This is a genomic window from Aurantibacter sp. UH7, assembly GCF_056839165.1.
The window spans coordinates 3682765-3698218 of record NZ_CM166388.1 but is presented as its reverse complement, the minus strand read 5'-3'; the positions used below and the strand labels follow the sequence as shown (position 1 = coordinate 3698218).

At 33.4% G+C, this 15454-nt stretch carries 11 protein-coding genes and 1 pseudogene; 3 read left to right on the top strand and 9 right to left on the bottom strand.

The window, feature by feature from the left end; translation table 11 throughout:
* Positions 1 to 2: 2 nt before the first annotated feature.
* The 3 genes from UH7x_RS15705 (at position 3) to UH7x_RS15695 (ending at position 3701) form a co-directional block, all read left to right on the top strand.
* Complete coding sequence (locus tag UH7x_RS15705; protein ID WP_482360869.1) at positions 3 to 1253, top strand: GNAT family N-acetyltransferase; 1251 nt, start codon at positions 3 to 5, stop codon at positions 1251 to 1253.
* 187 nt (positions 1254 to 1440) lie between these two features.
* On the top strand, positions 1441 to 2736 hold the full coding sequence (locus UH7x_RS15700) for an MBOAT family O-acyltransferase (RefSeq protein ID WP_482360868.1): 1296 nt from the start codon (positions 1441 to 1443) through the stop codon (positions 2734 to 2736).
* A gap of 5 nt (positions 2737 to 2741) precedes the next feature.
* Complete coding sequence (locus UH7x_RS15695; protein ID WP_482360867.1) at positions 2742 to 3701, top strand: hypothetical protein; 960 nt, start codon at positions 2742 to 2744, stop codon at positions 3699 to 3701.
* A gap of 253 nt (positions 3702 to 3954) precedes the next feature.
* Here the strand turns inward: UH7x_RS15695 and UH7x_RS15690 are convergent, their stop codons facing one another.
* The 9 genes and pseudogenes from UH7x_RS15690 to UH7x_RS15650 all read right to left on the bottom strand — a co-directional run.
* On the bottom strand, positions 3955 to 5142 hold the full coding sequence (locus UH7x_RS15690) for an OmpA family protein (protein ID WP_482360866.1): 1188 nt from the start codon (positions 5140 to 5142) through the stop codon (positions 3955 to 3957).
* Between the two features lie 127 nt (positions 5143 to 5269).
* On the bottom strand, positions 5270 to 5737 hold the full coding sequence (locus UH7x_RS15685; protein ID WP_482360865.1) for a hypothetical protein: 468 nt from the start codon (positions 5735 to 5737) through the stop codon (positions 5270 to 5272).
* Positions 5738 to 6883 (bottom strand): N-acetyl-alpha-D-glucosaminyl L-malate synthase BshA, encoded by a 1146-nt coding sequence (gene bshA, locus UH7x_RS15680; RefSeq protein WP_482360864.1) that lies wholly within the window; start codon positions 6881 to 6883, stop codon positions 5738 to 5740.
* Between the two features lie 117 nt (positions 6884 to 7000).
* Positions 7001 to 9913: a serine hydrolase domain-containing protein gene (locus tag UH7x_RS15675; protein ID WP_482360863.1), complete on the bottom strand. Its 2913-nt coding sequence runs from the start codon at positions 9911 to 9913 to the stop codon at positions 7001 to 7003.
* 93 nt (positions 9914 to 10006) lie between these two features.
* Positions 10007 to 10489 (bottom strand): ABC transporter ATPase, encoded by a 483-nt coding sequence (locus tag UH7x_RS15670; RefSeq protein ID WP_482360862.1) that lies wholly within the window; start codon positions 10487 to 10489, stop codon positions 10007 to 10009.
* Between the two features lie 113 nt (positions 10490 to 10602).
* Positions 10603 to 11394 (bottom strand): (Fe-S)-binding protein, encoded by a 792-nt coding sequence (locus tag UH7x_RS15665; RefSeq protein WP_482360861.1) that lies wholly within the window; start codon positions 11392 to 11394, stop codon positions 10603 to 10605.
* 15 nt (positions 11395 to 11409) lie between these two features.
* Complete coding sequence (locus UH7x_RS15660) at positions 11410 to 12741, bottom strand: 4Fe-4S dicluster domain-containing protein (RefSeq protein WP_482360860.1); 1332 nt, start codon at positions 12739 to 12741, stop codon at positions 11410 to 11412.
* A 1-nt stretch (position 12742) separates the two neighbouring features.
* Positions 12743 to 13711, bottom strand: a complete 969-nt coding sequence (locus UH7x_RS15655; protein ID WP_482360859.1) for an MlaD family protein — start codon at positions 13709 to 13711, stop codon at positions 12743 to 12745.
* Positions 13712 to 14520: 809 nt separating this feature from the next.
* Positions 14521 to 15253 (bottom strand): annotated as a pseudogene (locus UH7x_RS15650) (N-acetylmuramoyl-L-alanine amidase family protein); the annotation flags it as partial.
* Positions 15254 to 15454: the final 201 nt, after the last annotated feature.

Sequence of the window (15454 nt, the reverse complement as noted above, 5' to 3'; positions counted from 1 at the left end):
TTATGTCATTAAAACACAACCCATTTGTTTCAGACATATTTTCTGATATCTATTCAAAGCATTTTAACGACTCGAAACAAGGTAGAAAATTTGAATTTATAAGCCCTTTAAAGTTTACAAATACAAGTAGTTTACCAATATTTACGAATGTAGGTCGCACATATACGAAAGGGATTAATTACGAACTAACGAATAATTCTATACAAGATTTCAAAGGCAAAGTGTTTCTTATTTATGATGTGCCTACTTTTTTCGAAGTTGAAACTAATAATCGACAAAATAAATTAGGCTTGTATAAGACAAAACAATACCCTGGTTTTTTGGTTCAATTAGATGAATTTAAAGACATTACACAGTATATGTCGACAACATTCAGTAAGAGTAGTCGATACAAATTAAATAAGTATAAAAAAAGATTTGAACAATGCTTTAACATTGAATATCGCATGTTTTATGGTGCTATTTCAAAAAGTGAATATGATGAAGTTTTCACAGCATTTAAAAGTTTACTTGAAAAACGTTTTGATGATAAAAAAGTAGCGAATAATAATCTACGGCCAGAAGAATGGAATTTTTATCACGAAGTTGCATATCCTATGATTCTGGAAAAGAAGGCCTCACTTTTTGTGATATATGATTCTGGAAAACCTATTGGAGTAACCCTTAATTACTTTTCCGACTCAGAACTTTTCGATGCCATAACCGTTTTTGATATTGATTATTCTAAATTTCATTTGGGATCTATCACAATTATGAAATTAATTGAATGGAGTATCGATAATAAAATGAAAGTCTTTGATTTCTCTAAGGGCTATTTTGATTACAAAACACGTTGGTCGAATAAAACTTATGATTTTGAATATCATATCTATTATGACAAGAACTCTTTAGTCGCAAGTGCAATAGCCGCTGGTTTTAAAAAATTCTACGATTTTAAACAATTCTTAAGAGACAAAAAACTAAATGAGAAACTACATAAAATAACATACAAAATAAAAGGTAAACCATCAGTTTCTGCCCCTATTTCAAAATATTCGTTTATAGAAGTTGATTCCGATATTAACATTGAAAATCATGTACTTATTAATTCAGAATCTAACGAAAATCAGTTATTAAAAACAATTGTTTTTGACTTTCTGTACCTAAACAATGAATGTTTAAAAGACCTAAAAGCGTATGAGGTTAACAATAAGCAAATGAATTATCTTTTAGTCGGAGCTTTAAAAACCAAAGGAGTTCAAATAACTTCCTAGTACAAACATCTTAAAATAGACTTGTAAATTGCTTTTCAATTCATTCGAATTTCTGCTATTTCTTCCGCTGGTATTCTTCCTATACTGGGTAGTTTTCAAGAAGAATCTGCGCCACCAAAACATTTTGGTAATTGTTGCCAGTTATGTGTTTTACGGATGGTGGGACTGGCGTTTTTTAATTCTAATCATGCTTAGTACCCTTGTAGATTTTTATGTGGGGCAGCAAATATTTAAAAATATAGACGATAAAAAAAAAGCCCAATATTGGCTCTGGGTTAGTATGTCCTTTAATCTTGGGTTATTAGGCTTCTTTAAATATTTCAACTTCTTTGTAGATTCTTTCATTGAAATGTTCACTGTATTCGGTTATCAAATGCAAAGTACTTGGACGCTAAAGGTAATTTTACCTGTGGGTATCTCCTTTTACACCTTTCAAACAATGTCCTATTCTTTTGATATTTATTATAAAAAGTTACAGCCTACAAAAGATTTAATTTCATTCTCAGCCTTTGTTGCATTTTTTCCGCAATTAGTAGCGGGTCCAATAGAGAGAGCTTCAAATTTATTATCCCAGATTTCCAATAAAAGAGTGTTTAATTATGACCAAGCTACAAGTGGCTTAAAACTTATTTTATGGGGATTTTTTAAAAAGTTAGTATTAGCTGACTCACTTGCACCAATAGTTGATGACATATTTGCAAATTACCCACAATATCCTGCCTCAACTCTTATTGTTGGTGTTTGCCTTTTTAGCTTTCAAATTTATGGTGACTTTAGTGGCTATACAGATATCGCAATTGGCACAGCTAAACTTTTTGGTGTGGAATTAATGTCGAATTTTAAATTCCCAAATTTCTCTAGAAATGTTGCAGAATATTGGCAACGCTGGCATATTTCATTGTCCACCTGGTTCAGGCATTACTTATATATTCCATTGGGTGGAAACAGAGTTGGTAAGTTACTATCCATGCGTAATATTGCCATAATATTTATTGTAAGTGGGTTTTGGCATGGTGCAAACTGGACCTTTATCTTTTGGGGTGCTTTACACGCACTTTTTTATATTCCAGTTTACCTAATGGGCAGAAATAGAATGTATGCGCACAATATAGTTGCTGAGAATACATGGTTGCCATCAATAAAAGAAATAGGACAAGTGCTATTAACATTTACATTGGTAACATTCTCGCGTATCTTTTTTCGCTCGCCTACCCTAACCGATTCTTTTGCATATATAAAGCAAATCGGTAATGATTTTAGCTATTCGCCTTATGCGCACCCTATGGGATATCGCATGATTGATTTTTATATTTTAATTGCGCTATTCACTTTATATGAATTTCTAATCCGTAGAGATGAAAGAAATCCATTTAAATTTAAGTCTAGAATTGTAAGGTTCTCTATCTATACTATCCTAATCTTAGGAATGCTACTTTTCTATGACGATGGTGTAAATCGTTCGTTTATCTATTTTCAATTTTAATGGAGATGAAAAAACTTATATTTAAATCTGTACTATACGTAATCCTAATTCTTTTAGCTTTAGAAGTATTAGTGCGAATATTTCATTTATACACGGAAGACCCTCCTAGATATATTGATGAATTAGAAGTTGAAAAACGAGTTCCTAATCATCAGGGGTATTCAGTAACCGGAAATAGAAATCAAAATTTCTCGGAATTCAGAATAAATTCTTCTGGTTTTAATTCGGAAAATGAATTCCACCCCTTAAAAAATAAAATTGAAATTGCTCTAATTGGCGATTCTTTTATTGAAGGTTTCCACGAAGATTATGACACTTCAACTGGAAAGAAAATAGAAAACAAAATACCGGATGTAGAAGTATATGAATATGGTTATGCCGGATACGATTTAGCAAATCAACTACATTTAATACATGCCTATGAAAATGATTTTAAACTCATAGATAAAATTATTATCTATTTGAATTATGACAGTGATTTAGGGCGCGGCAAATATGAGCCAAATCGAGATAGAATTAAAATGCTTAATTCCACCGTATTTAAAATTCGTGATAACATAAAACTAATTTCATATGCCTCAAAGATTGGCATCTTAGATAATGTAAAACGAATTATTCAAGGTAAAGCAATAGAAGAAGTAAATTCTGGCCATATCAATTCTAAAACAGAAAAACAATTAAATCAAGAAGATCAATTAAAAATTGACAATTTCAAAAACCTAATAAAACAATATGGTTTTGATAAAAACAAAACTTCTATTCTTTTTGATTCGCGTAAAACTAGTAAACGATTTATTGAGTTTTGTAACATTAACGGTATTGACCTAATTGACTTTGCTGATTCTTTTGAAAATTCTAAAATGCCAACAACTTTAATCTATGACCATCATTGGAATACAAATGGACGTCAATTAATAGCCGATGAAATTGTTGCTCATTTAAAAAATAAAATTAAGTTGGATTAATTAGCTTGTACATCCTTAAAAAATAGGTGATTAAAAATCTGAATTCTCTTACTAAGCTATATCCTCTGCGAAAACAACCTTTACAATATCATACATTTCTAATGCGTATAATTGAGTAGTATCTTTCTATTCCTCTAAAAAAATGATAAATAGAATTTGATGTTTAGAATAAAACTAAAAACTTAAATTGTTTTATTGTTTCTGGTAAAACAAAAAAGGCATTAATTAAAATATTTATATAACCATTTACTTCTTAAAATTTACTAACCATAAAGTCTGACCTTCTATTTACCAAATGTTCTTTTTCTGTGCAGCGCACCCCATCATCACAATGGTTTAAAAGCTCCATTTCTCCCATACCTAAACTTGTTAATCTTGTAGATTCAATACCTAATGAGATAAGATAATTTACGGTTCTATTTGCGCGCCGTTCTGAAAGCCAGAGGTTATATTTATCAGTACCTCTAGCATCGGTATGGGCAGTAATTTTCATTTCTATCTCCACATTCCTTTTAAGAACTTCAGCTAAACCTTTTACAACCGATTTTGCTTCTGAACTTAAATATGATGAGTTTAATGCAAAACGTACCTTTCCTAATGAATTTATTTCATCAATTATTAATTGCTTTCTAGCTAATTCGGCATCTTCTTTGGCCTTTTCAGCTGCTGCTAATCTTGCTTTTTCTTTTTCTTGTGCTAAACGTTCGGCTAATAGTGCCTCTTCTTTTAATCGATTTACAGTTGCAAGAGAATCTGCAATTCTTTTATTTTCTTCAGCTATTTCGTTTATTAAGGCCAATTTTTCTTCCCCCTTTTTAGATAACCCCTTTTCAATATCAAATTGATAAATGGCTCCAATGGCGTGTTGTACGTGATTTGTTGCATTTTCAGTACTCATGGCCCATTTTCCTGAAGAACTGAAATCAATTCCAATTCTATCTGATATCCATGTTCTAAAGCCAACTACTGCATTGTATGTGCCTCTTGGTTGATCATTAGCATGCGTATAACCTATACCAACACCCACATATGGGTCGAACCAAGCAGTTTGCCCAATTAGTTTATTTAAATCGTATGAAATTCGGGAATCGATAGCGTAATAATTCTTCTCTTCTGTATTGATGTCTCCATCAATAACATTACCAACTAAATATTTATTAAAAGTACCTATTGCCTCAAAACCAAGACCACTTTTTATATATCTTCCATAACTTATGCGGGAAGGATAAGGCACGTAGTTCCATTGCGTTCCTACAGAGAGTAATTCATCAAATACATCACCTGAATCATCAACAAAGTTAAAACCTAAGCCTAACATCGATGAGCTTATGATTATACTATCTTTAGATGTAAGTTGTAAATCTTGCTCTTCTTCTTGACCAAAAGTCGTAAAGACCGTAAATAAAGCTAAAAGTAGCGCATTGTGCGTAGAATTTCTCATAAGTAGGTAATTAGGGACCAATACTGCTACAAAGCTAGTAGGAATAATTACCAGTTTCAAAAATCCACTATGAGTAGGAAAAATAATCGGTAAAAGCCCGAAAACAGACTAATTAACCAAGAATTTATTACTTTAAAATAATCTTCTTATTCGTTCTAGGCATTCTATAAACAAAAAATGGACTTACCTGGATATAAGCATTTAGCGAAGATTTTGCTAATTCCTTTTTAGATGACTCTTTCATACCTATAAAAAGTTCTTTTTCTGTCTCTTTTAGTACTGTAAGCCTACTTGCTTTTTTATAGTTCTCGTCTGCCGAACAATGGATTACGACCACCTCATTGCTAAAATCGATAATAGGTACAGGCAAACCAGGTTTTCGTGTTCTATTAACTTTTGCATAAAAAAGCATTAAGGATTTATTATCGGTAATAATCATAGTCTCAGTAACATCTGCACCACTATAATTATTTTGATCTACCAAAGTAATAGTATTCACACTTTCCATATTTTGTTCGACCGCTATTTTTTTTTGCCCATTACATGCTGTAAATAAAGTGAACATTAATAAAAATAAGTGCGTTTTTACTATCATCTAATAATCTGCTTTATTAAAACGCTGTTCATAGGCTTTTTGATAGATATCTTCATAAAGCGGTAAAACATTTAAAATATCAAAATTTAAAGCGGTGTTGTAGGCATTTGATTTAAATGTTTCTAAAGTTTCTTCATCTTTCAATATTTTAAGTGCATTAGATGCCATACCTTCTACATCACCCACTTCACTTAAAAATCCTGTGACACCTTGTTTATTTACTTCTGGAATTCCACCAGCATTACTAGAAATCACAGGTACTTTATTTATCATAGCTTCTAATGCAGCCAAACCAAAACTCTCTGTTTCCGACGGCAATAAAAATAAATCTGTGAAGCAAAGTATACGATCTATCTCATTACTATTTCCTAGAAAGACAACCTTATCTTCAATGCCAAGAGTTCGGCATAATTTTTCAGCTTTCACTTTTTCTGGCCCCTCACCTACCATTATTAATTTAGCAGAAATGCTTTCCTGAATTTTATGAAAAATCTTTACTACATCAGGAATGCGTTTTACCTTTCTAAAATTACTAATATGAGTTATAATCTTTTCATCATCATTGGCCATAAGTGAACGCTGACAATCTGTAAAAGACGAATGATACTTTTTCTTATCTATAAAATTCGGTACTACAGCTATATCCTTTTTAACATCAAAAATTTCCAGTGTTTGCTTTTTTAAACTCTCTGAAACCGAAGTCACTACATCACTATTATTAATACTAAATGTAACTGCTGGTTTATAAAATGGATGACTTCCTACCAAAGTAATGTCGGTGCCATGCAGCGTTGTTATCATTGGAATAAAGATATTTTCTTCTTCTAACATCTTTTTTGCCATATAACCCGCATAAGCATGTGGTATTGCATAATGAACATGCAAAACATCAATATTATATTGTTTTATTGTATCAACTAATTTGCTAGATAAAGCGAGTTCATAGGGTTGGTATTTGAATAAAGGATACTCAGGTACGTTTACTTCATGAAAGTGTACTCGATTGCCTAACAATTCTAATCGAACCGGTTGACGATAAGTTATGAAATGAACTTCATGTCCTCTGTTGGCTAATGCAATGCCTAATTCAGTGGCTACTACACCACTTCCTCCAAATGTTGGGTAACAAACTATTGCTATTTTCACACGCTTATTTTTGTTATTTTATCGGTTGAAGCAACCTTAACTATTCAAATTTACTGAAATACATCAGTTTAGTCGGAAAACCAATATTATCTTAACAGAAGTTTAAATAATGATTTGCTAATTTAGAATTGAATCATAAATTGCTCGCTGAATTCTGGTCCGTAATCCAGATTTCACCAAAAGTCGGTTTGAAGCTGTTGGATAAGTTCTATTTGATAAAAACACATATACTATCTCTTCTTCTGGATCTGCCCATGTATAAGTTCCTGTAAATCCACTGTGGCCAAAACTTTTTCGAGAAACGCAGCCACATGTTGGACCACTACCTTTTATTTGGGGCTTATCAAAACCAACTCCACGTCTAACATTTTTATCACAGAAATAACAGGTATTAAATTTCTTTACTGTACGACTATCTACAAACCTTGTTCCTCCGTAAAAACCTTGTTGTAAATACATCTGCATAATTTTAGCAACATCGTTCGCATTGCTAAATAAACCTGCATGTCCTCCTACACCACCTTGCATTGCTGCCCCCATATCATGCACATAACCTTGCATAGTTTGGTAACGGTAATAACTGTCTTCTTCAGAAGGAACTATTTTATTTTTTGGTATTTTTTCTAAGGGATTATAACTTGTATTATAAGCTCCAAGCGGCGCATAAAGAAAATCGTTAGTTAATTTATCAAGTCGACTTTTTTTTCTGTCTTCAATAAATTTTTTCATCACATAATATCCAACATCACTGTAACGATAGCGATTAGATTTTAAGTCTTGTCTACCAATTCTATTATATATGGAATCTTTAAAAGCATCTGCTAAATATAATTGGTCAGTTACTTTTATTGAAAAACCAGTTGATGGTGATTTTCGATAAAACTCAGTTGAAGGCTTTCTATTTTTGTCTAATGTATCAACATAAAAGGCTATCCAAGCAGGAAGCCTTCCATAATGTGAAAGTGCTTTTAAAACAGTCACATTTTTTAGTTCGGTATCGGCGTAAGCCGGAATTAAATCTGAAAATGTATTATTAAGTGCTAAATCACCATCTTCTTCCATCTTCATTAGCATAGGTAAAGTGGCCAATATTTTGGTGAGGGATGCTAAATCATAAACCTTATCTGGAGTAATACTATCTGTGCTTTTATATGTTGGCTTACCAAAACCTTTATTATAAATTACTTTCCCTTTGCGTGCTATTAAAACTTGTGCCCCAGGATACATTAGTGAATCGAGGCCATCCCCCACTAAACGATCTACTTCTGCTAGTTTTGTGGAACTCATTCCTACAGTTTCCGGAAAACTATACCCTAAGCGTAGTAATGACTTTAATTTAACGCTTGTATTTACTGGAAAATCTGCATGTGCCGACACGGATAACTTACCTTTAGCAGGTATCGCTCCAAAAATTAATTGAGCGGCTTTCTGTTGGGCTAATTTACTATTCTGATACGCAACCACTACCCCATCTATAGATTCAAATGAAGGAACATCCAACAATGAGTACGGATTTGTGAAAACAGATAATATTAAATTAGAACCACGTTCTTTTGCAATCTCACCCAACCAAAATAATTCATTTTTAGAAAACTTATGTGATTTCCACGGACTCTCGTTACTTTTATGTAACCCTATGATAACCAGGTTATAATCACCTATTTTTTTCTTTAGTGTCGCTAAATCTTTACCATTTACCTGAGTGACATTAGCATATTTTTTTAGTTCTTTTACAAAAGGTTCATTGGGAGCATCACCGAATTTCACATAAGCAATTTTCTTATTCTCTAACCTTTTAATACCTAATAAATAGAACTTATTCTTAACTACGGTTATAGCATTTTCAATTGCCTTTTCATAAAGTAAATCATCTTCTAAAGAATTAAGATCTTCATGTAAATTATCGAGTTTGATAGGACTGTATCTATTTAGGCCAACTTTATATTTAGCTTGCAATATCTTTTTTACAGAATGCGCTAACCGCTCTTCACTAAACTTTCCTTTTTCGTAGTATTTGATTAGTTTACTTTTAGCCTCAGCAACAACGGTTGGCATTAGTAAAATATCATTTCCTGCCATAAAAGCAGCTAATTCCACATCGCCATTTTTACCTCTATCCGCTGCACCTTTCATATTTAAGGCGTCTGTAAACACAAGGCCTTTAAAGCCCATTTCTACTTTTAGAAGATCATTAATTATGAGAGGGGATAATGAAGAAGGCACCTTTTTCTCGGGTTCTAATGCAGGTACTTCTAAATGTGCCACCATTACACTACTTAAGCCAGCATTTATGACTCTTTTATATGGATATAGTTCTAAACTGTCTAAGCGTTCACGAGGAAAATCTATAATAGGTAAATCGTGATGTGAATCTGTTGCAGTATCACCATGTCCTGGAAAATGTTTGCCGCTGGACAAAACACCTGCGCTTTCCAGGCCTTTTGTAAAAGCAACCCCCATCTTGGCAACGTTCTTACGATTTTCACCAAACGAACGATTACCAATTATTGGATTTTTTGGATTTGTATTAATATCAACAACTGGTGCAAAATTAATATGAACACCCAATCTCTTGGCATGCTCACCTATGCGTTTACCTACCGATTCTACAATCGTACTATCTTCAATTGCACCCAAAGTCATATTCCAAGGAAAAGCATAGGTAGAATCTAATCGCATTGCCAATCCCCATTCGGCATCCATTCCAACCAATAATGGAATATTAGAAACTTTCTGGTATTCATTAGTAAGTTTAGCTTGTCTTACAGGACCACCTGTAGAAAAAATGACCCCGCCAATTTTTTGTTCTTGAATAAGTTTTTTTACTTTGTCAGTTGCTGCTTTATTTTGATTGGATGCAACCATCACCATAAAAAGTTGCCCTATCTTTTCATCTAAAGACATACTTGAATACTTTGCATCAACCCATGTTTGTTGTGCAAGGCTATCTTTTACCACCAAAGGATTGCTTTGCGCTTTAACGCATAGTACAGTAAGACAAAATATGGAGGAAATTAGATATGAACGCATAAAAAGAGCTTATGGGAATAACTTAAAAGTGCTTTAAATATTGCATTTCATCGGATTTTTGAAAACATTTAAATGATTGTTTTTAATCAAAAATCACATGAAACGTGCGTGCCAACTTTCAGATGCTGGAACTTCCCAAAATTCATCATATTCCCCTTTTGTAGCTACCAGATTGTTAAACACTACGGTTTTCAGAGAAACTGCTTTTTGCTTAACCATTTTTTTAAAGTCTATTAGAGACTTATAAGCGACATATTCTCCTTGTTTATAAGAAACATTCATTTTGTCTAATAAATCAATATCATATTTCTTTTCTAAAGACTGAATGTAATGTACAGATGCATCTATAGAGCAACCCGTAGCAGCGTTTTTACTTTGATCTAAGGCTATTACTATAAATCGCTTGTATCTAATTTCAAATGCAGCTTTTAAATCAGCTCCATGGGCAGCCCAATCTTTCAGAAAGTCATTTAGACCAGCTGTAATCTCATCAAGTTCATTATCTGTCAAACTCCTATTAGCTTGGTAAATCCAAACTCTAGAAGTATCTGGTAAGGTGTTAAATTCTACTAGCATAAATTAATTTATTTTTAGCAAAGGTTTTTAATATGAAAGTTTCAGATTTAAAACACTTGCCAAGATTTTATTGGGGTCATTCATTTATTTTACCAATTCTGAAAAAATATTGGCTATAAATCTTGGGCAGAAGCTATAAGCTCAGCAATATCCATAACACCTACTGAAGCTTCTTTTTCTTTATTTTTAACACCATCAGTAATCATCGTGTTACAAAATGGACAAGCGGCTGCAATTATTTCAGGTTTTGTTTCAAGGGCTTGTTCAGTCCTTTCAATATTTATTTCTTTATCCCCTTTTTCGGCTTCCTTAAACATCTGCGCTCCACCAGCACCACAACATAGTCCTTTTGTTCTACAGCTTTTCATTTCAACTAATTCCGCATCTAATTTTCTAATTAGATCCCTTGGAGCTTCGTAAACACCGTTTGCTCTTCCTAAATAACAAGGGTCATGGTAGGTTACTCTTTTTCCTTTATACTTACCACCTTCCAAAGTTATTCTTCCTTCAGAAACTAAATCTTTTAAGAATTGGGTATGGTGTACAACTTCATAAGTACCGCCCAAACCTGGATATTCATTTTTAATCGTATTGAAACAATGTGGACAGGCTGTTACAACCTTTTTAATTCCATATGCATTTAGTACTTCTATATTGGTTACTGCCTGCATTTGAAATAAAAACTCATTTCCCGCTCGTTTTGCTGGATCACCTGTGCAACTTTCTTCCGTGCCTAAAACAGCAAATGAAACTTCAGCTTTATTTAATATCTTAACAAATGCCTTGGTGATTTTTTTCGCTCTATCATCAAAACTTCCTGCACACCCCACCCAAAAGAGCACTTCCGGTTGTTTTCCTGCGGCAAAAAGTTCTGCCATAGTAGGTACTTTAAGTATATTTTCCATATTTAATACGCTACTTTAGTTTTCTTGAGTCCAGTTTAATCGATCCATCTGATTGTAAGGCCACGGAGCACCATTATTCTCAATATTCCCCATCATATTATTCAGCTCAGAAGGAGCTGCTGATTGTTCCATAACTAAATACTGACGCATATCCATAATAATTGAAAGTGGATCAATACTTACAGGACAAGCTTCTACACATGCATTACAAGAAGTACAGGCCCAAATTTCTTCATTGGTTATATAATCACCAAGCAATTGTTTTCCATCATCTTTAAACTCGCCCTTATTAGTGTCAATATTTTTACCCACTTCTTCAAGTCGATCACGGGTATCCATCATAATTTTTCTTGGTGATAACTTTTTACCGGTCTGATTGGCAGGGCATTCACTTGTACATCTTCCACATTCTGTGCAGGTGTACGAATTTAACAACTGTACCCAATTTAAATCAGTAACATCGGAAGCTCCAAATTTCTCTGGTGGTGCGTCATCTTCAGTTTCTGCTGGTGCTGCAAATGGGTCCGCATCTGGATCCATCATTAATTTTACTTCATTGGTTACGGACTCCAAATTTGCGAACTGACCTTTTGGCGTCGTTTTTCCATAGTACGTATTCGGAAAAGCTAAAAGTATATGTAGATGCTTTGAATAGTACAAGTAATTTAAAAAACATAATATGCCTATAATATGAAGCCACCAAGTCGTGCGCTCAATCAATATTAATGATTGAGCATCCATACTACTAAAAATTGGAGCTATAAATTGACTAATTGGAAAAGAACCAGCATGCGTATAATGGGCAACATTCATTTGCTGCAATTGAAAATCTGCTCCATTCATTGTCAAAAAAAGAATCATCAACACAAACTCAATATAAAGAATCATGTTTCCATCTTTCTTTGGCCATCCTTCCATTTCCGGCTTTACAAAACGCTGTAAACGAATAATATTTCTACGAATCCAGAAAATCACTACTGCTATAATAACAAGTATTGCTAAAATTTCGAAAGAACCTATTAAAAAATTATATAGTGCACCTAAGGGCGCAAATATTCTATGCGTACCAAAAAGCCCATCTATAATAATTTCTAGTACTTCTACATTTATAATTATAAAACCAACATAAACTATTATATGAAGAAAACCAGCAATTGGCCTAACCACCATTTTTGATTGACCTAATGCAATTCGAACCATATTCCGCCAACGTATTGGCCTATTATCGGAAACATCTACATTTTTACCAAGTTTAATATTCCTGCGTAGTGTTTTTACATTCTTCGCAAAAAAACCTATACCTGCAAGTAATACTACACCAAATAAAATCTGAGGGAGTAGTTCCATTTTATTGTTGATCTATTTGTTGAGCAGGATCTTCTTCTGGCACTTCATATTGAATTTGTTTTTTTCCGAAAACAGATACATTTACATATCGCTTTGGATTTAAGCGAAAATCTTGTAATAATAAATCTAATTCGCGTGAAGCACTTGCCAAATTATCATAGAGTTCCTCATCTTCCATGAGTTTACCTAAGGTGCCTTCCCCATTTTCCAAATTAGCCATTACTTTATCCAAATTAGCCATTGTGGATTGTAAACTGGCTATAGTACTACCCAACCCTGCATTGTTTAGGGAGTCTGAAAGTTTAGCGAAATTATTTGTTAGTTCTTGAAAATTAGTCAATGAACTATCTAGTTTGCTTTCGTTTTTGTTAAGTATTCTATTAAGAACATTGGCGCTCTGAGTTAAACTCGCCATGGTATTATTAAACCCTTTTAGGGTTCCTTGTAAATCTTTTTTAGCTTTTTCGTCCAAAATATTATTTACATTAGCTAATAAGGAATCAGCATTTGTAAAAGCACCTTCAACTTTTAACTGAAGTGGTGTTAGTTTTTGTTGCACCAATTCCGTTAGACCCGGACTTGTTCTTGTTTGTAAGGTATCTTTTGATTTTGCAAACGAGCTTCCATCGAAAATAGGATTTACCCGTATTCCTTTTCCACCGATTATACCAGTATCATATAATTCGGCTGTGCTAGTACTGCCAAACTCAAAATCATTATTTACCGAAAACGTAACTAATAATTTTCCAGATGCATCTTTAAATTTAATGTCGTTCACGGTGCCTACATTAAATCCATTAATAGTCACCGGTGTACCTGGCTGTAAACCACCTACATTATCGTAAATAGCGTAAAAGGTTTTGCTGTTATCAAAAAGGGATGTTGATTTTAGGTAAGAAAAGCCCAAAATGAATAATAGGATACCTCCCACTACTATAATACCCGTTTTAATTTCTCTGGATAATTTCAAAAGGATGGTTTTATCGTTCTAACAAAATTAGAAATAAAATATTGAAGTCGAGAATTATTCTGAAGCAGATTTTAAAGCTTCATCAATATCCATTCGAACACCATTTTTATAAGCCACTAAATAAGAGGTTGTAAAACCCTTTGCGTCAGCAACCTTTTTTAGTAATCTTGCTTTTATTACATCGTTTGTACTGCCGTGCATATAACGATATAAACTTTTTATTGGCTCTTTTGAAATTTCACCTAGTCCTTTAAAAATAGGATCATTTGGCGACAGGTTTTTTCCACTAGCCATCAATTGAACTCTAAATTCAATATTAGATGCTGGCTGGCTTACTTCTACTTCCTTTGGTGTCTCAACTACTTTTTCTTCAACAACCTCCTTTTTAACAGGTGCGGTTGAAACCGCTGGTTCGATTGCTTTATCGACAACTTTCACAACCTCTTCCTTTACAATCTTAGGCCTACCTGCATCGTTTACTTCCGTAACAACCACTTCCGTTTTTTCTTTCGGTATTTCTTTTACTACGGTTGTTGTTTCTATTGCTGCAGGAGATTCAGGTTCTGAAATAGCTTCAACACTCTTTTTCTGAGCTTCATCAAGCATCTTTTTTACTTCATCTTGAGCTGTCTCTGAAGCTTTCTCAACCACTGTTATTGTCTCATCTCTCTTTTCTGCAATTTCACTAGTACTAGAGTCAATTGTGCTAGCTACAGTTTTTTCAACAGGTGCCTCCGGTGTTTTTGATACTACTGCTTCATCCATCTCTGGATCCGGAGCACTCGGCATACTACTAATTGTACTAGAACCTACATTACCAACAGTATTTTTTTGATACGTTAAAATAGCATTGGCTATTGCTGTACCCATCTCACTTTGGCCCTTACTTGAATTTAAGTAAGCACCTTCCTCATCATTAGTTAAAAATCCTGTCTCAACTAAAACACTAGGCATAAAAGTTTGATGTAAAACTATAAAGCCAGCTTGCTTAACTTTTCTGTTTTTACGTTTTAATTTATTCGCAAAATTGTCTTGTATTGACTTTGCTAAAGCAACGCTTTGATCTAAAAACTCTTCTTGCATAATTGTTAATCCAATTACCGATTCAGGAGAATTTATATCATAATCTGCATAACGAGTAGCATAATTATCTTCTAAATATATTACAGAGTTCTCCTTTTTAGCTATTGCAAAATTCTGTTCGTTTGCATGCAGACCTAATACAAAGGTACCTGCTCCATGTGCATCTGAAGTATGAGAATCGCAATGTACAGAAACAAATAAATCTGCTTTTGCCTTGTTTGCTATTTCACCACGGACAAATAAATCAACAAATGTATCGTCTTTACGTGTGTAGACTACTTTTATATTTGGGTTTTGTTCTAAAATTCTACCAGCTCGTAGAACAATATTTAAAGCAATATTTTTTTCTAAATATCCGTTACCAAGATTTCCAGGGTCATGGCCGCCATGGCCTGCATCCATTACCACAACAAAAGGTTCTTGCGCTAAAAGACCCGAATAACTCTGACTAAAAGGCATTAAAAAAAGAATAAATAGCAAAAATGATAAAGGGAAAAACCGATTTTTGAACATGTCTAGGTTAGATTTTACAAGCCACAATATGGTTAAATTTATTGTAATACGCTATTAGGGGAACCAAAAATATATGTAAGTTTGAACACGAATTACGATACTAACAAAGTTACTCGTGCCAACCAAACGGTTACAAAAATAGCATAT